Genomic DNA, 21,511 nt, shown 5'->3' with positions numbered 1-21,511 from the left:
CTTCAAAGCGGCACATTCCACCTTTGCTTCAGAGGAATTGCCGATGGAAAACCAACGCGCAGAGCTGATGGTTCGCCTGGATGCAGACCAACAGGCGCAGCTGGTTTATCTGGTTAATTTCTTTGTCCCGGCTGAAACACCTGAGCGTCCATATTTCTTTATAGACGCTAACAGCGGCGAGATTATCAAGCAGTGGAATGGGCTTACACACATAGAAGTCGCGGGCAGCGGGCCGGGAGGAAACGAAAAAACCGGGATGTATCAGTATGGTTCTGACTTCCCAGGGTTTATCGTCGATAAATCCGGCTCCACTTGTACCATGTTAAATTCTGCGGTTAAGACCGTTGACTTGAAAAACAGAAAGTCGGGTAACACCGCTTATAGCTACGGCTGTGATAGTGATGGCAACTATAACGACTACAAAGCAGTAAATGGAGCATATTCGCCACTCAATGACGCCCATTATTTTGGCAAAGTGGTTTTCGATATGTACAAAGGTTGGCTGAATACATCACCACTGACCTTTCAGTTGACCATGCGCGTTCATTACGGCACGAACTATGAAAACGCATTCTGGGATGGTAAAGCCATGACATTTGGTGATGGCGAGTCCAGGTTCTACCCGCTGGTCGACATCAACGTAAGTGCTCATGAAGTCAGCCACGGCTTTACCGAACAAAACTCCGGTCTGGTTTATGAAGGTATGTCGGGTGGTATTAACGAGGCATACTCAGATATTGCCGGTGAAGCGGCGGAATACTTCATGCGAGGTGAAGTCGACTGGGTAGTAGGCCGTGACATCTTTAAATCATCCGGTGGCTTACGCTATTTCGACACTCCGTCACGTGATGGCAACTCGATTGACGACGCGTCACAATATTATGAAGGCATTAACGTTCACCACTCTAGCGGCGTGTATAACCGGGCGTTTTACTTGTTGGCCAATAAACAGGGATGGGATGTCCGCAAAGGCTTTGAGATCTTCGCTGTCGCAAACCAGTTGTACTGGACGCCTAACGCCACCTTTGATGAAGGCGCATGCGGTGTGGTCAAAGCTGCCCACGATTTAGGCTATAACACCCAGGATGTGGAAGATGCGTTTATGACTGTTGGCGTCAATGCCTCTTGTTCTGTAGAGCCTTCCAACGAGTTGGTGAAAGGCCAGCCAGTATCTGATTTGTCAGGTGATGCAGATTCTGAAGCTTTCTTTACTTTCAAAGTAGATACTGCTTCTACTGTCGTGGTGTCGATTAGCTCTGGCACAGGAGATGCCGATCTTTACGTGAAAGCGGATAGCAAACCTACCGCCAGTTCATGGGATTGCCGACCATATCTGAATGGTAACAACGAACAATGTTCTATCTCGGCATTGCCTGGCACCACCTATCACGTCATGCTTAAAGGCTACCACGCCTACTCAGGTGTAACCCTTGCTCTGGATTAGTTTGGGTAAAGTAAATTAATTATCCTTGTTGCTAATCGCGATCAAATCCACCTGCCAAGCAGGTGGATTTTCTTATCAGTCCACTAAAGCATACTCGGTAGCCAGAGTGACAACGGCGGTATCAGCAGCAGTAACAACAGGCGCACTATGTCTGCGCACCAGTAGGGGGTGACGCCCTTAAAAATGGTGCTGGTTTTAATGTCTTTCACCACGCTACTCAGAACAAAGATATTCAGCCCAACCGGCGGGGTGATCAGGCTTATCTCCGTTACGACCACTACCACAATGCCGAACCAGACCAAATCGAAGCCCAGGCTGGCGACCAGCGGGTAAAACACCGGTACAGTGAGCAGCAGCATAGACAGGCTTTCGAACACTGTGCCAAGCAGGATGTAGATTCCCATGATGACCAGAATCACATACACAGGCTCAGTGCCTCACGACTCCATCCAGCTGACCAATTCAATGGGTAAACCCGTTCGGTTAACGAAGTTGGAATAGATCAGCGCACCGATAATAACCCCAAACAGCATGGTGGACGTTCTGGCGGTTTCAACCAGAATATCTTTCAATACCGCCAGGGTCAGCGAACGGCGGAATAGGGCGATAGCAAAAGCACCACCGGCGCCGATGCCAGCCGCTTCCGTTGGAGTAAATACGCCAAGGTAGATGCCACCCATCACCAGCGCAAACAGACCGAGAATGGCGGAAACGGATCTAAGTGCAGCCCGCTTTTCTTCCCTGGACATTTTCTCGCCTTTTGGCCCGGCATCCGGGTTGCGCCAGACCACGTATTTAGTGGCCAAAAGGTACATAAAGATGCCCAGCAGGCCCGGAATAAAACCGGCGGCAAATAAGTCTCGAATACTCTGCTCTGTCAGTACGCCATAGATAATCAGAATCACGCTCGGCGGGATCAAAATCCCGAGCGTACCGCCAGCCGCAATCGACGCGGCCGCCAATCCATCCGAGTAACCATATTTGCGCATTGAGGGCATGGCCACCTTGGCCATCGTTGCCGAAGTGGCCAGGCTGGAGCCGGAAATGGCAGAAAATCCGCCACAGGCGGCGACGGTCGCCATGGCTAACCCGCCGCGGTAGTGGCCCAAAAAGGCGTAACAAGCGCGATACAGCTCTTGCGACATGCCCGCGCGGGTGATCAGATTCCCCATCAGGATAAACATCGGGATCACGGACAAACCGTAGTCCTGCGCCGTATCGATCAACCGTTTGGCACTTACAGTCAGTGCGCCATTAAAGTTCCAGTCGCCAAGCGCGGCGTAGCCAATGAATCCCACCACACCCATTGCAAAAGCAATCGGCATCCGCAGCAGGATTAATATCATCAGTGCCGCGAAACCAATTAAGGCAATAGTCATATCAATCCCTCTGATTCAAATACTCTTTATTAAACAACCGCGTAACGACCAAGACGATAGAAGTCACGGCAGTGAGCCAACAGGAAATCGCCAGGAAGTAGACAAAATAGTGGGTTGGAATTTCCAGGTATTCTGTCGTTTCCCCGTACATCAGCGCGCGCGAGCCCAACTCCCAGACTTTAAAGCCGATCACGCTGAGGCTGACGGCAACCACGACGTCGAAACCCATGTTGCGTATGTTTTTAATCTTGGTGGGGATAATGCTGTCGGTCAGGTCAACACTAATGTGTTCTTTACGCCAGGTAACCAGAGGCATGGTTGAAAACACCAGCGCCCCGAGCAGGATCTCCGTCAGCTCAACGCTTCCGGTCACCGGCATCTCAAACAGATAGCGCCCGACCACATCCACGCAGGTGAGCAACATCATCGAGAACAGAATGATGCAGGCGCAGAGTTTGAGGAATTTATCCAAAAGTTGGGCCGAAGACTCCCAACTTTTTGTCATCCAAATCAATGAACTTTTCATCTGCGGACCTTACAGTTCCATCGGTTGGTAGTCGCTGACAATTTGTCTGAACTCGGTGAGTGCTGCCTGTGCATCCACTTTGCGCGATTTCACTGACTTGATCCATTCGTCGTCCAGCCCTTTGGTCAGGTTATCAAAGTATTGGATCTCTTCAGCCGGTAGATCGACCACTTTACTGCCAGAGGCAATGATATCGGCTTCGCCAATTTCGTCTGCTTTAGACCAGTAACGGCCCGCCAGGGCAGACAGTTTTTCACCAGAGACACTGCGGATGGCCTGGCGATCTTGCTCAGACAGCTTCTCCATAAACTGAGGGCTGATGAAGATGCCGAATGAACCCAGGTACAAACCGGTTGGCAGTTTATAGCTGTATGGCGCAACGTCTTTAAAGCGGGCTGCTTTCATCATATCCATCTGCATAAACAGACCATCTGCGACGCCCTGGGACAGCATCTCGTAGGCTTTGGTTGCCGGGGCACTGACACCCGAGACGCCCAGAAGCTTGCCGATTTCAGTGGAAATACCGCCGCCGACCCGCATCTTTTTGCCTTCGAGATCTTTTAAAGAATTGATTGGCTCTCGCATATGCACCTGGCCCGGGCCGTGCACGAATACACCTGCCAGCTCGACACCGTTATATTCAAATGAGTTTTTGAAGTACTTCTCGTTTACCCGCCAGTGAGCGACAGAAGCGGCTTCGCCGGTGGCTTTGTTTCCGGGCAGCTCGGCGATCTGTGGCAGGCGAAAGCGGCCAGGCAGATAACCGTGAAACGTCCAGGCTGCGTCAACAGCGCCATCTTCAACCAGTTCCACCAGGCTTTTGGGGTGGGCCAAATCGTACTCCAGTTTAATGGTGACTCGACCTTCAGTCGCTTCTTCGATCCATTTGCCCCATGTCGGTAACACGTCAGCATTCATGGTTTGCATTGGGCTCAGCCAGGTAGCGATCTTCAGTTCTTGTGTTTCTGCTTGAACACTTTGGCTGACCAGAAGAGTGGAAGCGAGCAATCCTGCCAGGCTTTTAGCTACGGTTGATTTAAACATAACAGATTCCTTTGTAAGTCCCATTCAAGTTAATTTATCCCCTCGCAAATGACACATTAAAATGTCACTTGATATTTAAAACGTATCATTTAAAAATATGATTGTGTATCATGAATGTTAATGAATTGTGATTTTGTGAATCAGGTTATGTTTTCTGCTTATCGCGTAACCTGCGTTTCATTACCCACATTTTTTATTCATTGGACAGTGTCGAACATGGCCTGTCATCAATGGGCAACTCTCGGTAGCAGATTGCTACTGCACTATGGATTAACGAGGTATAGAGATGGAACAACTAACCAGCTATTTAGCCGGAGAATGGGTTTTTGGCTCAGGGAAACCGCGTCAGGTATGCAGCGCAATCAACGGCGAGCCGTTATACCAGGTCAATGCCGACGGCGTGGATACCGGTAAGGTCCTTGAATATGGCCGCGCACGAGGCACTAAAGCTTTGGCACAAATGACCTTTCTTGAAAGAGCCAATATGATCAAGGAACTGGCTAAGTACCTGCTTGCTCGTAAGGAAGAGTTTTACGCACTGTCGCATCACACCGGGGCGACCCGAGTAGACTCCTGGATTGATATTGAAGGGGGTATCAGTACCTTATTCAATTACTCCGGTATGGCAAACCGCGAGTTGCCAAACGACACCATCTGGCCGGAAGATGAACTGATCCCACTCTCCAAAGAAGGTGGGTTCGCGGCCAGGCATTTTCTCACCAGCAAAACCGGGGTCGCGTTGCATATCAATGCCTATAATTTCCCCTGCTGGGGGATGTTAGAAAAACTGGCGCCTACCTGGCTGGCTGGCGTGGCGGCTATTGTTAAGCCCGCAACAGAAACCGCTTATCTCACGCAGGCGATGGTTAAAGCCATGGTAGAAAGCGGGCTGCTGCCTGATGGCGCTATCCAGGTTGTTTGCGGTTCGGTCGGCGACATGTTTGAGCATCTGGATTACCAGGATGTCGTGACATTCACCGGTTCAGCGCAAACCGGTCAGATGCTGCGTTCCCATCCCAATGTTATCCAAAAATCTATCCCATTCACCATGGAAGCAGACTCACTCAACTGCGCTATCTTAGGCCCAGATGTTACCCCCGAGATGGCCGAGTTTAAGCTGTTTGTCCGCGAAGTCATGCGCGAAATGACCATTAAAGCAGGCCAGAAATGTACCGCGATTCGACGGGCAATCGTGCCGCAACATTTAATCGACGCCGTCTCCCAAGAGCTGGTCGCCAAGCTTGAGAAAGTGACCGTCGGTGACCCTTCAATCGAAGGCGTGAAAATGGGTGCTCTGGTTAGCAAAAGCCAACTCGATGACGTAACCGAAAAAGTCACCACGCTGTCCAATTGCTGCGAGGTGCTCACCGGCGGCAATGCGGCAGAGCTTAAGGTACAAGGTTCATCGCAAGGGGCTTTTTATCCGCCGACTCTGCTGCGTTGTGATCAGCCACACGACGCGGAAGAAATTCATGCGGTTGAAGCGTTTGGCCCGGTCTGTGTGTTGATGCCATATAAAGATTTAGCCGATGCCACCGCTCTGGCCAGAAAAGGTCAAGGCAGCCTGGCGGGGAGTATTGTGACTGCCTCTGGTGAGGTGGCGGCGCAGCTGGCGCTGGACATTGGTTCGTCACATGGCCGATTACATATCCTAAATGAAGAGTCGTCCAAAGAGTCGACCGGGCATGGCTCGCCACTGCCGATGTTGGTGCATGGTGGACCAGGGCGCGCCGGTGGCGGCGAAGAAATGGGCGGTCTGCGAGGCGTGAAGCACTATATGCAACGTACGGCGATCCAAGGCTCGCCGACCATGCTGGCCAAGGTTGGCCGGGAATGGGTACGTGGAGCGCAAACCCTCAGCGACCCAATCCATCCGTTCAAAAAGCATTTCGAAGATATTGAACTCGGCGAAACCCTCAAGACGGCCAGGCGGACGATTACTGAGGCGGATATCGTCAACTTTGCCTGCCTGAGTGGCGACCATTTTTACGCCCATATGGATGAGATTGCGGCCAAAGAGTCGATGTTCGGTGAACGGGTCGCCCATGGCTATTTCGTTATCTCGGCGGCGGCGGGGCTGTTTGTGGAAGCGGCACCAGGGCCTGTACTGGCCAACTATGGCATGGAAGGACTGCGGTTTATCGAGCCGGTGAAAATTGGTGACACCATTCAGGTCCACCTGACCTGTAAGAAGAAGATCAAGAAACGCCAGCGTTCTGCCGAGGAGCAAGCCCAAGGCGTGGTCGCCTGGGATGTGGAAGTGCAAAACCAGGATGGTAAGCCCGTGGCGCTGTATACCATTCTGACCCTGGTAGCCAGACAGCATGGAGATTTCTGATCGGCCAGGTTTAAGAGCCGAAAACAATTTGATTAACAACTCCAAGCAACAGGGCCAATCGGCCCTGTTTTTTTATCAATGACTTACGTATTTATAATGTGAATAAATTGAGAAAATGTAAAAATTGTGTTGCTTAATGGTTTTTACATGATACATTAAATTTAACTTACATTATAAAAGTGTATCAAATAAGGAGAAACGATGTCTGCGGAGCAAACGTCATTCGAACGTAAGATCGAACAAGAGATCGCTATCGAACCTAAAGATTGGATGCCTGATGGCTACCGAAAAACCCTGGTGCGCCAGATCGGCCAGCACGCCCATTCCGAGGTGGTTGGCATGTTGCCGGAAGCGAACTGGTTAACCCGCGCGCCTTCGCTGCGCCGCAAAGCGGTACTGCTGGCCAAAATCCAGGATGAAGCGGGTCACGGCATGTATCTGTACAGCGCGGCAGAAACCTTGGGGGGTGAGCGTCAGGACCTGTACGAAAAAATGCTGTCCGGCGAGATGAAATATTCATCCATTTTTAACTACCCAACACTCAACTGGGCAGATGTCGGTGTGGTGGGTTGGTTGGTCGACGGCGCTGCCATCGTAAACCAGGTGGCCTTGTGCCGTACCTCTTACGGACCATATGCGCGCGCCATGGTGAGAATCTGTAAGGAAGAGAGCTTTCATCAGCGCCAGGGCTACGAAGCGTGCCGCGCACTGGCAGACGGCAGTGATGACCAGAAAGCGATGCTGCAGGATTCGATCAATCGCTGGTGGTGGCCGGCATTGATGATGTTTGGTCCGAACGATAACGATTCGCCGAACTCAGCCAAGAGCATGGGCTGGAAAATTAAGCGCGTCAGTAACGACGATCTGCGCCAGAAGTTTGTTGATAACACGGTTCACCAGGTGCATGCCCTGGGGATGACGATTCCGGATCCGGACCTGAAATGGAACGAAGAGACAGGCCATTTTGAGTTCGGCACCATCAACTGGCAGGAATTTTATCAGGTCATTAACGGCCACGGCATTTGCAACCATGAGCGGTTGAAAGCCAAGCGAGAAGCGTGGCAAGCCGGTGAGTGGGTACGCGAAGCTGCACTAGCACACTCGCAAAAACAGGTCGACAGCGCCGCTTAAGCGCACTGAAGTGAAATAGATTAAGGAGAATCAAGATGAGTTCATTTAACTGGCCGCTTTACGAAGTCTTTGTACGAAGCAAACAAGGCTTAGACCACAAGCATGTGGGCAGCGTGCGCGCGGCCGACGGTCAAATGGCGCTTGAAGCAGCGCGCGACTTATACACCCGACGCAACGAAGGTTGTTCAATCTGGGTGGTGCAATCAAATCAAATCACCGCTTCACAGCCAAGTGATTCCGGCCCGTTATTCGACCCGGCTGAAGATAAAGTGTATCGCCACGCCAGTCACTACAGCATTCCTTCTGATATCAAGCACATGTAGGAGCAGGTCATGACTGAACAGCAACAAAAAGTAAGTTATCTGCTCCAGCTTGCCGACACTAACCTGGTGCTCAGCCACCGACTATCCGAATGGTGTGGTATTGCGCCGGAGCTGGAAATAGACATGGCGCTGGCCAATATCGGCCTGGATTTACTGGGCGAGGCCCGCAACCTCTACCAGTACGCGGCAGAGCTGGAAGGCAATCAGAAAACAGAAGATGACTACGCCTATCTCAGAGAAGAACGTGAATACAAAAACCTGCTGCTGGTGGAACGGCCGAATGAAGGTTTTGATATCTCCATCGTGCGTCAGTTTCTGTACGACAATTTTCATTCGCTACTGCTGCAGCAACTGGCCAACAGCCAGGATGAGCAGTTGGCCGCCATCGCCAAAAAATCACTCAAAGAAGTGACGTATCACCTGAGATACAGCGCCGGTTGGATAGAACGTTTAGGTGATGGTACCGAGCTGAGTCATAGCAAAATTCAGGCTGCACTGAACGAGCTGTGGCGATACACCGATGAAATGTTTCAGCCCAGTGAAGAAGAAACGCTGCTGGCTGAGCAAGGCATCATCGTTGATGTGTCACAACTAAAACAGCAGTGGCTAACCAATGTTGAAGCGGTACTGCAAAAAGCAACGCTTTCACTACCCGAGTCGGAGTACTTCCTGTCCGGCGGCAAATCCGGCAAACACAGTGAACATCTGGGTTTTATCCTGGCGGAACTGCAGTACATGCAACGGACATATCCAAACCAACAGTGGTAGGGCTTTCGTATGACTAAGCAAACCTTCGAGACGCTCTCAGACCCGGAAACACACCGCGTTTGGCAACTGGTCAGCTCGATCCCTGACCCGGAGATCCCGGTGATTTCAATCGGTGAGCTGGGCATGGTTCGCGGCGTTGCCAAAGTGGGGCAGGCCTGGGTGGTGAAGTTTACCCCGACTTATTCCGGCTGTCCGGCTACTGAAATGTTGATGAGTGACATTCGACACACGCTGGAGCGCGAAGGATACGAAAAGGTTGAAGTTGAAGTCCAGCTTTCCCCGGCCTGGACCACCGACTGGATTGAAGAATCAAGCAAACAGAAGTTACGGCAATACGGTATTGCACCGCCAGACAGAAAGGCGTGTATGCAGAGCGCGATTAACGCCCAGCCTGAATGCCCTCATTGTGGCAGCGCAGAGACAAAAATGGTGAGCGAATTTGGTTCCACCGCCTGCAAAGCGCACTTCCAGTGTAAAAGCTGCCTGGAACCGTTTGATTACTTCAAGTGCATATAAATTAAGGGATTATTATGACGGATTTTTACACATTAAAAGTCGGCCGCGTCGAAAAGGAGACGGACGATTCGGTGGTGCTGCAATTTGAAGTACCCGGTGAGCTGGAAAGTCAATTTAGTTTCCACCCCGGTCAGCATCTGACCATCAAATCAACCATTAATAACGAAGAACTCAGACGCTGCTATTCGATCTGTTCTGCGCCCGACGAACACAAACTGCAAATTGGCATTAAAGCGATTCCGGAAGGGCGATTTTCTCACTACGCGGTGAATCAGCTAAAGCCGGGTGACGAGCTGGAAATCATGACGCCGCAGGGCCACTTTGGCTTTACGCCCAGTGCCGAGCGACAAAATAACTACCTTGGTATTGCGGTCGGCTCAGGTATCACGCCGATTCTGTCTATGCTGAAAGCGGCACTGGAGCAGGAACCAAACAGCACATTCACTCTGCTGTATGGCAACCGCAACGCCAATAGCATGATGTTCAAGAGCCAGTTGTTAGGGCTAAAAAACCGTTATCCGGACCGGCTGCATGTCAGCTATTTCTTTTCGCGCGAAAGCAACGAAGTGGCATTGTGGAACGGTCGCCTGGACGGCGCAAAACTGAAAGAGCTGGGTCAGGAGCTGTTTAACTGGAGCGACTTTGACGCCTGTTATGTGTGTGGGCCGGAAGAGATTCTGGAGTCTTGTTACACCGCGCTCGTTGAAGGTGGCTTAGCTGAAGAAAACTATCACGTAGAGCGGTTTAACACGGCAACCAAGACCAGAGAGAAGCCGGCGAACCAGTCTGAAAGCACACAAGTCACCCTGAAACGAGATGGCCGAATTATGCAGATCGATATGACCTCGCAGGACGACAGCCTGCTGGATGCGGCGCTGCGTCAAGGCGTGGATCTGCCATACGCCTGTAAAGGCGGCGTTTGCGCGACCTGTATCTGTAAAGTGAAATCCGGTCAGGTGGAAATGGGCACCAACTACAGCCTGGAAGCCGATCAAGTTGAGAACGGCTATGTGTTGAGCTGTCAGGCGGTGCCAACTACCAGTGAAATTGAAATCGACTTTGATGTATAGAGGGCGCCATGTCATTTCAAACCGATTATCAGGATCTACGCTGCGACATCTCAGAGCAGGGCGTATTGACGCTGACACTGAATCGACCGCAAAAACGCAACGCACTAAGTAACCAAGTGCTCAGCCAGATTGCTGACGTGCTGCAACAGGCATCGGCAGACAACTCGGTAAAAGCGGCGGTCATTTACGGCGGAGAAACCATGTTTGCTGCCGGCGCGGATCTGCAGGAGCTGGCGGGTCAGGGTGCAGTCGAGACCTGGTTAAACCCCAGACCCAAGCTGTGGCAACGCATCGACCAGTTTGACAAACCGCTGATAGCGGCGGTGAACGGTTACGCATTGGGCGCCGGCCTGGAGCTGGTGTTAATTTGTGATGTGGTGGTAGCCGGAGAAGGCACACTGTTTGGATTGCCAGAAATCACCTTGGGCCTCATGCCGGGTGCCGGGGGCACGCAGCGGCTGGCTCGTACTGTGGGTAAGTCGCTGGCGAATCAAATGGTGTTAACCGGCCAGCCAATTTCTGCCCAAAAAGCACTGGCCGCCGGGCTGGTGAGCGAAGTCACTTTTACTGAAAACACCCTGCTTAAAGCAGAGCAGATCGCGGCCACCATCGCCCAGCGGGCACCACTGGCGGTGCGCGCAGCGAAAGCGTCATTGAAGTCGGTGGCTAACGGCACTCTGGAACAGGGGCTGGTGGCAGAACGGCAACTGTTTAGCCTGCTGGCCGCCACTCAGGACAGAGCTGAAGGGATTCAGGCGTTTCTGGAAAAAAGAACAGCGTCATTTGAAGGGAAGTAAATATGGAACAGTCAATTTTATTTCAGGTGGAAGCGAGCGTGGCGATAATTACCCTTAATCGCCCCAACCAGTTGAACAGTTTTAACCCAGATATGCATAAAGCGCTTAAGCAGGCATTAAAACAGGCAGAAAGCGATGAATCTGTCCGTGCGATCCTGTTAACTGGTGCCGGACGCGGCTTTTGTGCCGGGCAGGATCTCAATGATCGCAACGTGAATAGTGGCAGCGAAATGCCGGATCTGGGTGAGAGTATCGAGAAATACTACAACCCGCTGATCAAGCAGATTGCCAACATGCCTAAGCCAGTCATTGCGGCGGTAAACGGCGTGGCCGCCGGTGCCGGCGCTAATATTGCGTTGGCCTGCGATATCGTGTTTGCTGCCCGTTCGGCCAGTTTTATTCAGGCATTTTGTAAAATCGGCTTAGTGCCCGATTCCGGCGGTACTTGGGTATTACCGCGATTAATTGGCTCTGCCAGAGCCAAAGCGCTGATGCTTTTGGGTGACAAAATCCCGGCCAGCCAGGCCCAGGAGTGGGGCATGATTTGGCAGTGTGTTGACGATGATGCTCTGTATGCCGAAGCGATGTCCGTCGCGCAACAGTTGGCGACCCAGCCCACCAAAGGGCTTAGCCTGATCAAACATGCATTGAATCACTCCAGCAGTCATAGCCTGGAAGAGCAGTTGGATCTGGAAAAAGACCTGCAGCGTGTCGCCGGCAGAACCGACGACTACCGCGAGGGAATCCAGGCCTTTTTCGAAAAACGGGCACCGCAGTTCAAAGGGAAGTAACAATGGGAAATAGCATTAATACCGTTGCGGTGATTGGCGCAGGCACCATGGGAGCAGGTATAGCTCAAGTGGCGGCACAGTCGGGCTATCAGGTCATCCTGTTTGATTTGCAGTCGGGCAAAGCAGAGCAGGCCAAAGCCGATATTAAGCAGCGGTTGGATAAACGTGTCGCCAGCGGCAAGTGGACAACCAGTCAACGGGATGCGCTGCTGGATGCAATATCCAGCACTGATGCGCTGCATAGCGTGGCGGATGCCGATTTGGTGATTGAAGCCATCATTGAAGATTTGGCGGTTAAACAGAGTCTGTTCCGTGATTTAGAAGCGATCTGTCGCGATGACTGTCTGCTGGCGACCAATACGTCGTCTATCTCGGTGACCTCAATCGCCAGCAGTTTAACTAAACCAGAACGTTTTGTCGGACTGCACTTTTTTAATCCGGCACCTTTGATGAAACTGGTGGAAGTGGTGCGCGGCATTGCCACATCAGAAGCTGTGATAGAGCAGGCAAAAGCCTGGGCAGAATCTTGCGGTAAGCACGCGGTTGTCACTCGCTCTATTCCGGGCTTTATTGTCAACCGGGTTGCCAGGCCCTTTTATGCCGAAGGGCTGCGGGCGCTGGAAGAGGGCGTCGCCGAAGTCCAGGATATCGACCACATCATCACCCAAGCCGGGCAGTTCAACATGGGGCCGTTCGAACTGATGGACTTGATTGGCCATGATGTGAACTATGCCGTGACCAAAAGCGTGTATGACGCCTACTATCAGGACAAACGCTTTCAGCCATCGTTGACCCAGAAAGAGTTGGTGGAAGCAGGCTATTTGGGCCGCAAGAGCGGCCGGGGTTTCTACTGTTACGAAGAGCCGTACGCCAAACCGGCGGTCAATTTTGCCCCTGAGTGCAAGCTCGCCGATCAACTGAATGCGTCTCTCCATGGTGACTGGCGTATGGCACCGAGTTTTAAAGCGCTGACTCAGTTATCTACCACGGGAAATGATACGGGTGAAGCGTATCTCGATCTGGACGGGGTCTATGTTGCGCTCACTCCTGGAGTTACAGCGTCACAATTGTCAAGGCAGTTACAACGTCCGGTGGTGCTGGTTGACTACTGCCAGGATTACATGGCCAGTGACGTTATTGCGATTGCCCCCGCACTGCAAAACTCACAACAGCAGACCGACAGTGTCATTGCTTACTTCCAGTCGAAAGGCAAACAGGTGCTGTTGCTGGAAGACTACCCGGGGCTCATTCTCTGGCGCAGCTGGGTGATGCTGGTCAACGAAGCGCTGGATCTGGTCAATCAGAATGGCGCTTCACTGGCGGACGTCGACATAGCGATGAAAAGCGGCGTCAACTATCCGCTAGGTCCGATAGAACAGGGTAAACGGCTTGGCTGGCAGCGGGTACTGGATACCTTGACTAATTTACACGCTTTTTACTGTGAAGAGCGTTACCGGCCTTCGCCATTGCTGCGTAGATTCGCCATTCAAGCTAACCGAGGTGACGCATGACAATCACTAGCTCCACACCACTGTCTGAAAAAGAACGTGAATTCAGTATTGCTGAGCAAGCTGCCACCGCGATGTTGGAAAACGACCACTGCACTCACTCCATGGGTATGGAAGTGTTTGATGTGGCCAAAGGCGAGGCGAAAGTGTCGATGCAGGTAACGCAGATGATGTTAAACGGCCACGCCACCTGTCATGGCGGCATGTTGTTCACCTTGGCCGACAGCGCGTTTGCGGTTGCCTGCAACAGCGAAAATCTGGCAGCGGTCGCGTCTGGCTGCAGCATCGAATATATCCGCCCGGCGTTTGAGAACGATGTCCTAATGGCGGTCGCCAAGGTGAAATCACAAGGAAAAGTAACCGGGACTTACGATATCGAAATCGTCAATCAGGATCAGAAATTGGTCGCGCTGTTTCGGGGGAAATCGCACCGAACTGGCACAAAACTAGTAGAGGAGATCAGTTAAGTGACTAATGCATATATTTGTGACGGGGTCAGAACCCCCATCGGACGGTTTGCTGGTGCTCTGTCAGCCGTTCGGGCCGATGACCTGGGTGCCATCCCGCTCAAAGCCTTGATGGAACGTCATCCTGACCTGGACTGGTCGGCGGTTGATGACGTGATCCTGGGTTGTGCCAACCAGGCGGGTGAAGACAACCGAGACGTCGCGCGGATGTCATTACTGTTGGCGGGCATGCCGCTGGAGGTGTCGGGCACCACCATCAACCGGTTGTGTGGCTCTGGTATGGATGCCATCAGCCACGCCGCGCGCACCATTAAAGCAGGTGAAGCGCAACTGATGGTTGCCGGTGGGGTGGAATCTATGTCCCGTGCCCCGTATGTGGTCAATAAACCCAACATCGCGTTTGATCGCAATGGCCAGATGTTTGATACCACCATCGGCTGGCGCTTTATCAACCAGCAGCTGCACGGTGAGTTTGGAACCGACTCGATGCCAGAAACGGCGGAAAACGTCGCCAATCGCTTTCAGATCAGCCGGGCCGATCAGGATGCTTTTGCGCTGCGAAGCCAGCAGAAAACCGAGGCGGCAAGAGAAAAGGGCATACTGGCGCAGGAGATTGTACCGGTGTCGATTCCTCAGCGAAAAGGTGCGCCGGTGCTGGTGACAGAAGATGAACATCCTCGTCCCAATACGACTTTAGCGCAACTGTCGGCATTGAATACGCCATTTGCGGAAAACGGCTCTGTCACTGCGGGTAACTCTTCTGGTGTTAATGACGGCGCCGCTGCAGTGTTGGTGGCCAGTGAGCAGTCGATTGAGCGCTATGGATTAACGCCGAAGGCAAAAATCCTGGCCACCGCTACGGTTGGCGTTGAACCGGCGATCATGGGCATCGGCCCGGCGCCAGCGGCGAAAAAAGTACTGGAAATGACCGGATTATCCATTAATGATATGGATGTCATTGAACTCAACGAAGCATTTGCATCACAGGCTCTGGCTGTGTTGCGTGAACTAGGCGTCGCAGATGATGCGGAGCATGTAAACCCAAATGGAGGGGCGATTGCATTGGGGCATCCACTGGGAATGAGTGGGGCCAGAATCGTGATGGCTGCATGTAATGAGCTGAAACGAAGAAAAGGAAAATATGCTTTGTGCTGTATGTGTGTCGGCGTAGGGCAAGGAATAGCAATGATAATAGAGAACGTCTGATATTAAACAAAAAAAACAACAGACGCTGCGGTCAGTCGCAAACGAAACAAAAGGATTTTCGAGGAGAAAGACACATGATTAAGTACTCAAATACGCTTGAGGCTATTGAAACTGCTTCTGTAGAAGAACTGAGAGAACTTCAGTTCCGACGCATGAAGTGGACGCTTGAACATGCTTACAAGAATTCGCCAATGTACACCAAGAAGTTTGATGAAGCAGGAGTGCATCCGTCAGATTTCAAATGTCTGGAAGACATTAACAAGTTCCCTTACACCACCAAACAGGATCTACGTGAGCACTACCCCTACGGCACTTTTGCCGTGCCGATGGAAGATGTCGCCCGCGTGCACGCCTCTTCCGGTACCACAGGTAAGCCAACGGTCGTGGGCTACACCCAGAACGATATCGATACCTGGGCAACCGTAGTGGCTCGTTCTATCCGTGCCGCGGGTGGCAGTGCCAAAGATATCATTCACATTGCCTACGGCTACGGCCTGTTTACCGGCGGCTTAGGTGCGCATTATGGTGCCGAGAAGCTGGGTGCCACCGTGGTTCCAATGTCTGGCGGCCAAACCGAGAAACAGGTTCAGCTGATAGAAGACTTCAAACCTTCCATCATTATGGTAACCCCTTCCTACTGCCTGAACCTGCTGGATAAACTGGAAGCGCATTACGGTGGTGATGCGTCTGGCTGTTCGCTGAAAATCGGCATTTTTGGCGCCGAGCCCTGGTCACATGAGATGCGCAAGGAGATTGAACAGCGGCTGGGTATCAAAGCGCTGGATATCTATGGCCTGTCAGAAGTGATGGGTCCGGGTGTGGCGATGGAGTGTGCCGAAACCCAAGACGGTCCAACTATCTGGGAAGACCATTTCTACCCGGAAATCATTGACCCGGTTAGCGGTGAGGTCATGCCCGACGGGGAACACGGCGAACTGGTGTTCACCTCGCTGACCAAAGAAGCGATGCCGGTGATTCGTTACCGCACCCGCGATCTTACCCGGTTGTTGCCTGGCACTGCACGTACTATGCGCCGTATGGATAAGATCACCGGTCGAAGCGACGACATGTTGATTATCCGTGGCGTCAATGTGTTCCCATCGCAGATCGAAGAGCAGATCCTGCAAATCGAACAACTGAGCCCCCACTATCAGCTGGAAGTGGTTCGTAAAGGGAATCTCGATCACTTAGTGGTGCTGCTGGAAGCCAAAGATAACGTCTATCTGGATCAAAGTGAAGCCATAACCAAGCGTCTGCAGCATCAGATTAAATCGATGATTGGGATCTCGACCGCCATCGAACTGCTGCCGGTGAATGGTATTCCGCGCTCGGAAGGCAAAGCGGTTCGCGTAAGGGATCTCCGCCCGCAAATCTAGCTGTGAGGTATGCCACTCTTGCGGTCGGCAATAAGTGATACGCGAGAGTGGTATAACTGTGTCAATTGTGAATAATAAGGATATGTGTTGGATAACAGAGCGGTTTTTAACAATTAAAAGCCGGACATGGAGCTATTTTGAACCAAGAATTAGATTCTTTTTTTAAAGATATCGAGGGGCATCAGTCAATCAGTGGTACATCGCTAATCATCTCTTATTTCGGAGACTATCTGTGGACCTGTGGTGGTGGTATTTGGCTGGGTTGCCTGATTCAAGCGATGGAAACCCTTGGTTTGAACCAGCGGGTAGTGCGCTCTTCAGTGTTTCGTTTGCACAAAGATGAATGGCTGACCATCAATAAAGTCGGCCGGAAGAGTTACTACTATCTGGAGCCGGCCAGATACAACGAAATGCTCAATGCCAACAGGAAAATCTACCATTCCGATGCTCCGGCATGGAATAAACGCTGGAATATTATCCATACCTCTTTAGGCCCAACACACAGTAGCAAAGATAAAGTCAGATACTTACAACATAAAGGCTTTGGTCAGTTCGACAAAGACTTTTTCGTTCAGCCAGACCTGCAACAGCTCACCGCAGAGTTAAAGCAGGAGATCATGCAGAAGATCCCGAGCGCCAAGATTTTTCAGCAGGCGGAGCTGTATAGTGACAACTCGGATCTGGTACGCAATATGGTCAGCCAGTCCTGGGATATTGAACGCATCGAAGCGGAGTACAAGCAGTTTGCTGCACTGTTTTTACCGGCCTGGCAGATACTGGCAGCCATGGATGCAGACGAAATTAGCGCCGAAGATGCATTCAAAATGCGCCTGCTGGTGATCCATTTTTATCGCCGAATCATCGTCAGAGACCCTGACTTACCCAGCGAGCTGCTGCCAAAAGATTGGCCGAGAAAAGAAGCTGAGCAGCTCACTATTAATATCTATCGAAAAGTTCACGCTAAAGCGCTGCAATACGTCATGGAAAACAGCGAAACTCCCAACGGAAAACTGCCGTTGCCATCACCCAACTATTACATACGTTTTGGTGGCCTGAGTTAGCGTGGCGATGTAACAAGGAAAGTTCAATGCCCATCTACCAGTTTGCAAATGTTATCCCCGTCGTTCATCCATCGGCGTTTGTTCACCCAAGCGCCGAGATTATCGGTGACGTTATCATCGAAGCCAATGTCTACATTGGTCCTCTGGAGGTACTGAGGGGCGATTTTGGTCGTCTGATCGTTAAAAAAGGCTCCAATATTCAGGACAACTGTGTCATGCATGGTTTTCCGGGCAAAGAGACGGTGCTGGAACAAAACGTTCACGTGGGTCACGGGGCGATCATTCATGGCTGCTACATAGAAGAAAACTGTTTAGTCGGCATGAACGCGGTGGTGATGGACCTGGCCAGGATCGGCAAAGAGTCGATAATCGGTGCCAACAGTTTTGTCAAAACTAAAAGCAGTTACCCGGCAAGAAGCATGATTTTTGGTAATCCGGCGAAAAGAATCCGGGACGTCACGGACGATGAATTAAGCTGGAAGGAAAACGGCACCCTGATGTATCAACGCTTGGCTGCCCGCAGTCATAGCGAGTTAAAACTGGTTGAGCCGCTGGCAGAAGTTGAACCAGATCGGCCAGAGGTGGTTTGGCCAAGCCGTCACGTGCCTAAAGCGGAAACGGTGTAGACGCCGGTCCGAACGAAAAAGTATTCCCAAGACTGAGAGAAATGCGCAGCCTGGGCTGCGCGTTTTGGTTTAATCCAGGTTTTTCCCTGAAGCCCAGACATACAGTAGCTCTAACGCTATAGTAGCGGCTGCCAGCGAGGTCAGGTCACTGTGATCATAAGGCGGTGAAACCTCGACCACATCCATTCCGACCAGGTTGATGCCTTGCAAGCCACGAATGATTTTCAATACTTTGTCGCTGGTTAATCCGCCACAAACCGGAGTACCGGTACCTGGGGCAAATGCAGGATCCAGACAGTCGATATCAAATGTCAGGTAGACCGGTTTGTCGCCAACCGTTTGCCGAATTTGCGCGACAATCTGTTCCACAGACATGTCATTGGCTTCGATGGCGTTGATGACGTTAAATCCGTGCTCGTGTTGCGCATATTCAGTTCGAATGCCGATCTGCACCGAGTGCTGTTTGGAAATCAGCCCTTCGCGCGGCGCATGATAGAACATGGTGCCGTGGTCGTACTGACTGCCGTTGGCATAGGTATCGGTATGGGCGTCGAAATGAATTAACGCCATTTCGCCGTAATGCTTGGCATAGCCACGCAGGATCGGCAGGGTGATGAAGTGGTCCCCACCCAGCGCGAGCATGGTTTTACCGCTGGCAAGAATCTGATCGGTTGCCGCTTCCAGGCGTTGGGTCAGGTCTGCCGCATCGCCACAGTCAAACACCAGATCGCCACTGTCGATAATGCTGACTCGTTTGGTCAGATTAAAATCCCACGGGAATTTTTTCCCTTCCCAGGCGAGATTTACCGATGCCCGACGAATGGCATCCGGGCCCAGGCGAGCGCCCGGTCGGCCCGAGGTCGCCATGTCGAGCGGAACCCCCAGCACCACAACGTCAGCGTTGCTTGCCAGTGGATCGCGTTGGTAAGGCTGGCGCAGGAACGTCATCGCATTGGAGTACAATGAGTAGTCGGTTTTGGTAAACAAATCGTCCATTACAGGTCCTCCAAATAGGTGTAACCGCTGAGGCCTTGCTCCAGCTCAGCCAATAAAGTGTCTTGTTCAGACGGCGCGACTCTATCGGCAACCAACTGACGATAGTTGCTGCGAATCGCTTCCACATCGATATGCACATAACGCATCATGTCTTCGACGGTATCGCCTTCATTGATGGAGACAATTTCCGCTTCACCGTCATCACCGATATTGACCACTACGCTGTGGGTATCTCCAAACAGATTATGCATGTCGCCAAGGATCTCCTGATAGGCGCCAACCAGGAAGAATCCCAACAGGTATTGTTTGTCCTTGTGCCATTGCGGGATCGGCAACGTTGTCTCTATGCCCTGGCCGTCGACATACTGATCAACCGCGCCGTCAGAGTCACAGGTGATGTCCAGTAGCACGGCCCGGCGATCTTCGACCTGAGCCAGGTCTGAAAGTGGCAGCACAGGAAAAACCTGACCGATACCCCAGGCATCCGGTAAGGATTGGAACAGCGAAAAGTTAACGAACAACTTGTCCGCCAGACGCTCCTGTAATTCATCCAGAATAGGCCGGTGGAAGCGGTTTTTGCTGTTCAGGCGCTGGTTAAGTTCGTAGTAGATCCTTAGCACCAGTTGCTCCATCCAGGCGCGCTGCACCAGAGAGATCACCCCGGTTGCAAACTGGCTATGCGCTTCTGCCAAATCACTCTGAACGTCGTTATAGAGTTCGATCAGCGCCCGAGCATCGGTATTCTCGGTTAGTTGCTGCCAACTGTGCCAGAGGTTTTGCATCAGTTGTGGCGCATCCTGTTCCGGAGGGCTGATTTCCTCTGGGGTATAGGTTTCCGCACCAATCACATTGGTGATCAGCACCGCATGGTGAGCAGTAATCGAACGTCCGGATTCAGAGATAATGGTCGGCTTGGGTTGTTGGTACAGCTTACACATGTCACTGACCGTGTTGACGATATTGCGGGCATACTCAAGCAGTCCGTAATTCATCGAATTGGACGATTGGCTGCGAGTGCCGTCATAGTCCACTGCCAGCCCGCCACCGACATCGAAATAGACCAGGTTGGCCCCTAATTCGCGCAGTTCACAGTAGAAACGCGCCGATTCGGCCACACCATTGCGTACATCACGGATATTAGCCATCTGTGAGCCCAGATGAAAATGTACCAACTGTAACGAGTCAAGCAGGCCCTCATTTTTCAGTCGTGACACCACGGTCAACACTTGCGCTGCTGATAAGCCAAATTTGGACTTCTCGCCACCACTGGACTGCCATTTGCCTGCGCCCTGTGAGGCAAGACGAATACGGATACCAAGCCGGGGGACTACATCCAGTTTGCGGGCTTCGGTCAGGACCATTTCCAGCTCAGACATCTTTTCCAGTACGATAAACACCTTGTGGCCCAGCTTTTCACCCATCAATGCCAGGCGAATGTATTCGCGGTCTTTGTAGCCGTTACACACGATAACGGAACTGGCATGCTGAGCCATCGCCAGTACGGCCAGAAGCTCCGGTTTGCTGCCGGCTTCCAGGCCCAGCTGTTTGGTTTCCAGCTCTGCCTGGCTGGCCAGAATTTCATCAACCACTTCTTTTTGCTGATTGACTTTGATCGGGTAGACCAGCAGGTAGTCTTTCGGGTAGTTGGATTCAGCAATCGCCTGGTTGAACGCGTCGCAGATGTTGTGTACCCGTTGATGTAATATTTGCGGAAAACGGATCAGTATCGGCAAATTGAGTCCGCGCTGTTCCAATTGGTTGACAATGCTACTGAGAGCGACGCTTGAGTTGTCGCCATTACGCGGTGAAACATACACTTCACCGTGATCATTAATACCGTAAAAGCCCTGGCTCCAGTAATGAACGTTGTAGTCGGCGCGTATGCGGTCCAGTTTAGAAATTTGATCCACAGAGTATCTCATAAAGAAGAGCGGAAACCGGTGATTCACGAACGGTGAACCACGCCTGATAGAGAAAATATCCCGCGCTTTATCGGGCAAATCGGTGGGTAAGTCTAACTATATTATTTTGTCGACAGGACAAGAATTTTTGATTGGGACCGCCAGCAAAAATGTGACTATAGCAGTCGTGATTTACAAGGGGTCAGATTGTTGCCAGCTAAAGATGGCTCTCCCCCGCAAGGA

The 21,511-nt window shown here is 51.8% G+C and carries 19 protein-coding genes and 1 pseudogene; 15 read left to right on the top strand and 5 right to left on the bottom strand.

Annotation, left to right across the window (positions count from 1 at the left end; genetic code table 11):
- A partial coding sequence (locus ACQY6F_RS10535; protein ID WP_428774219.1) for a M4 family metallopeptidase occupies positions 1-1,444 on the top strand: 1,444 nt, incomplete at its 5' end.
- 83 nt (positions 1,445-1,527) lie between these two features.
- Here ACQY6F_RS10535 and ACQY6F_RS10530 read toward each other — a convergent pair.
- The 3 genes and pseudogenes from ACQY6F_RS10530 to ACQY6F_RS10520 all read right to left on the bottom strand — a co-directional run bounded on the left by ACQY6F_RS10530 (position 1,528) and on the right by ACQY6F_RS10520 (position 4,393).
- Positions 1,528-2,823 (bottom strand): annotated as a pseudogene (locus tag ACQY6F_RS10530) (TRAP transporter large permease).
- 1 nt (position 2,824) lies between these two features.
- Positions 2,825-3,349, bottom strand: a complete 525-nt coding sequence (locus ACQY6F_RS10525; protein WP_428774217.1) for a TRAP transporter small permease — start codon at positions 3,347-3,349, stop codon at positions 2,825-2,827.
- Between the two features lie 9 nt (positions 3,350-3,358).
- Complete coding sequence (locus ACQY6F_RS10520) at positions 3,359-4,393, bottom strand: TRAP transporter substrate-binding protein (protein ID WP_428774216.1); 1,035 nt, start codon at positions 4,391-4,393, stop codon at positions 3,359-3,361.
- A 286-nt stretch (positions 4,394-4,679) separates the two neighbouring features.
- On the opposite strand from ACQY6F_RS10520, the gene paaZ reads away from it, so the two are divergent.
- The 14 genes from paaZ (at position 4,680) to ACQY6F_RS10450 (ending at position 18,371) form a co-directional block, all read left to right on the top strand.
- On the top strand, positions 4,680-6,731 hold the full coding sequence (paaZ, locus tag ACQY6F_RS10515) for a phenylacetic acid degradation bifunctional protein PaaZ (RefSeq protein WP_428774214.1): 2,052 nt from the start codon (positions 4,680-4,682) through the stop codon (positions 6,729-6,731).
- Between the two features lie 201 nt (positions 6,732-6,932).
- A complete protein-coding gene (gene paaA / locus ACQY6F_RS10510) occupies positions 6,933-7,862 on the top strand; it encodes a 1,2-phenylacetyl-CoA epoxidase subunit PaaA (RefSeq protein WP_428774212.1) in 930 nt (309 codons plus the stop codon).
- Positions 7,863-7,897: 35 nt separating this feature from the next.
- Complete coding sequence (paaB, locus tag ACQY6F_RS10505; protein WP_428774210.1) at positions 7,898-8,185, top strand: 1,2-phenylacetyl-CoA epoxidase subunit PaaB; 288 nt, start codon at positions 7,898-7,900, stop codon at positions 8,183-8,185.
- A 9-nt stretch (positions 8,186-8,194) separates the two neighbouring features.
- A complete protein-coding gene (paaC, locus tag ACQY6F_RS10500) occupies positions 8,195-8,953 on the top strand; it encodes a 1,2-phenylacetyl-CoA epoxidase subunit PaaC (RefSeq protein WP_428774208.1) in 759 nt (252 codons plus the stop codon).
- A gap of 9 nt (positions 8,954-8,962) precedes the next feature.
- Positions 8,963-9,469: a 1,2-phenylacetyl-CoA epoxidase subunit PaaD gene (paaD, locus tag ACQY6F_RS10495; RefSeq protein ID WP_428774207.1), complete on the top strand. Its 507-nt coding sequence runs from the start codon at positions 8,963-8,965 to the stop codon at positions 9,467-9,469.
- A gap of 14 nt (positions 9,470-9,483) precedes the next feature.
- Positions 9,484-10,539, top strand: coding sequence for a 1,2-phenylacetyl-CoA epoxidase subunit PaaE (paaE, locus tag ACQY6F_RS10490; protein WP_428774205.1), 1,056 nt, complete (start codon positions 9,484-9,486; stop codon positions 10,537-10,539).
- Between the two features lie 8 nt (positions 10,540-10,547).
- Entirely contained in the window at positions 10,548-11,336 is a 789-nt protein-coding gene (locus ACQY6F_RS10485; protein WP_428774204.1) for an enoyl-CoA hydratase-related protein, read from the top strand.
- Positions 11,337-11,338: 2 nt separating this feature from the next.
- Entirely contained in the window at positions 11,339-12,127 is a 789-nt protein-coding gene (paaG, locus tag ACQY6F_RS10480) for a 2-(1,2-epoxy-1,2-dihydrophenyl)acetyl-CoA isomerase PaaG (protein WP_428774202.1), read from the top strand.
- Between the two features lie 2 nt (positions 12,128-12,129).
- A complete protein-coding gene (locus ACQY6F_RS10475) occupies positions 12,130-13,638 on the top strand; it encodes a 3-hydroxyacyl-CoA dehydrogenase (RefSeq protein ID WP_428774200.1) in 1,509 nt (502 codons plus the stop codon).
- On the top strand, positions 13,635-14,102 hold the full coding sequence (gene paaI / locus ACQY6F_RS10470; protein ID WP_428774198.1) for a hydroxyphenylacetyl-CoA thioesterase PaaI: 468 nt from the start codon (positions 13,635-13,637) through the stop codon (positions 14,100-14,102). Before ACQY6F_RS10475 ends, paaI begins: the two co-directional genes overlap by 4 nt.
- Positions 14,103-15,308, top strand: coding sequence for a 3-oxoadipyl-CoA thiolase (pcaF, locus tag ACQY6F_RS10465; protein WP_428774196.1), 1,206 nt, complete (start codon positions 14,103-14,105; stop codon positions 15,306-15,308). It begins immediately after the preceding gene.
- A 74-nt stretch (positions 15,309-15,382) separates the two neighbouring features.
- A complete protein-coding gene (paaK, locus tag ACQY6F_RS10460) occupies positions 15,383-16,684 on the top strand; it encodes a phenylacetate--CoA ligase PaaK (RefSeq protein ID WP_428774195.1) in 1,302 nt (433 codons plus the stop codon).
- A gap of 137 nt (positions 16,685-16,821) precedes the next feature.
- A complete protein-coding gene (locus ACQY6F_RS10455) occupies positions 16,822-17,745 on the top strand; it encodes a PaaX family transcriptional regulator (RefSeq protein WP_428774194.1) in 924 nt (307 codons plus the stop codon).
- Between the two features lie 26 nt (positions 17,746-17,771).
- Positions 17,772-18,371 (top strand): phenylacetic acid degradation protein PaaY, encoded by a 600-nt coding sequence (locus ACQY6F_RS10450; protein WP_428774192.1) that lies wholly within the window; start codon positions 17,772-17,774, stop codon positions 18,369-18,371.
- A 69-nt stretch (positions 18,372-18,440) separates the two neighbouring features.
- Here the strand turns inward: ACQY6F_RS10450 and speB are convergent, their stop codons facing one another.
- Both speB and speA read right to left on the bottom strand, forming a co-directional pair.
- The gene (speB, locus tag ACQY6F_RS10445) at positions 18,441-19,367 is read right to left on the bottom strand and encodes an agmatinase (RefSeq protein WP_428774191.1); all 927 of its coding nucleotides are present in this window, start codon (positions 19,365-19,367) and stop codon (positions 18,441-18,443) included.
- Positions 19,367-21,289 carry a biosynthetic arginine decarboxylase gene (speA, locus tag ACQY6F_RS10440; protein WP_428774189.1) on the bottom strand — a complete coding sequence of 641 codons (1,923 nt, stop codon included), beginning with the start codon at positions 21,287-21,289 and terminating at the stop codon, positions 19,367-19,369. The genes speB and speA overlap by 1 nt, the downstream gene beginning before the upstream one ends.
- Positions 21,290-21,511 lie beyond the last annotated feature (222 nt).

Origin of the sequence: Vibrio sp. (genome assembly GCF_050299255.1) — a bacterium.
In the GTDB taxonomy this organism is placed as follows: Bacteria; Pseudomonadota; Gammaproteobacteria; order Enterobacterales; family Vibrionaceae; genus Vibrio.
This window is presented reverse-complemented; position numbering and strand designations above follow the sequence as displayed.

Excerpts from the sequence above, each read along its gene's own strand:
- ACQY6F_RS10525 (WP_428774217.1), bottom strand. The coding sequence starts at position 3,349 with ATGAAAAGTTCATTGATTTGGATGACAAAAAGTTGGGAGTCTTCGGCC.
- ACQY6F_RS10520 (WP_428774216.1), bottom strand. The coding sequence starts at position 4,393 with ATGTTTAAATCAACCGTAGCTAAAAGCCTGGCAGGATTGCTCGCTTCC.
- paaZ (WP_428774214.1), top strand. The coding sequence starts at position 4,680 with ATGGAACAACTAACCAGCTATTTAGCCGGAGAATGGGTTTTTGGCTCA.
- paaA (WP_428774212.1), top strand. The coding sequence starts at position 6,933 with ATGTCTGCGGAGCAAACGTCATTCGAACGTAAGATCGAACAAGAGATC.
- paaB (WP_428774210.1), top strand. The coding sequence starts at position 7,898 with ATGAGTTCATTTAACTGGCCGCTTTACGAAGTCTTTGTACGAAGCAAA.
- paaC (WP_428774208.1), top strand. The coding sequence starts at position 8,195 with ATGACTGAACAGCAACAAAAAGTAAGTTATCTGCTCCAGCTTGCCGAC.
- paaD (WP_428774207.1), top strand. The coding sequence starts at position 8,963 with ATGACTAAGCAAACCTTCGAGACGCTCTCAGACCCGGAAACACACCGC.
- paaE (WP_428774205.1), top strand. The coding sequence starts at position 9,484 with ATGACGGATTTTTACACATTAAAAGTCGGCCGCGTCGAAAAGGAGACG.
- ACQY6F_RS10485 (WP_428774204.1), top strand. The coding sequence starts at position 10,548 with ATGTCATTTCAAACCGATTATCAGGATCTACGCTGCGACATCTCAGAG.
- paaG (WP_428774202.1), top strand. The coding sequence starts at position 11,339 with ATGGAACAGTCAATTTTATTTCAGGTGGAAGCGAGCGTGGCGATAATT.
- ACQY6F_RS10475 (WP_428774200.1), top strand. The coding sequence starts at position 12,130 with ATGGGAAATAGCATTAATACCGTTGCGGTGATTGGCGCAGGCACCATG.
- paaI (WP_428774198.1), top strand. The coding sequence starts at position 13,635 with ATGACAATCACTAGCTCCACACCACTGTCTGAAAAAGAACGTGAATTC.
- paaK (WP_428774195.1), top strand. The coding sequence starts at position 15,383 with ATGATTAAGTACTCAAATACGCTTGAGGCTATTGAAACTGCTTCTGTA.
- ACQY6F_RS10450 (WP_428774192.1), top strand. The coding sequence starts at position 17,772 with ATGCCCATCTACCAGTTTGCAAATGTTATCCCCGTCGTTCATCCATCG.
- speB (WP_428774191.1), bottom strand. The coding sequence starts at position 19,367 with ATGGACGATTTGTTTACCAAAACCGACTACTCATTGTACTCCAATGCG.
- speA (WP_428774189.1), bottom strand. The coding sequence starts at position 21,289 with ATGAGATACTCTGTGGATCAAATTTCTAAACTGGACCGCATACGCGCC.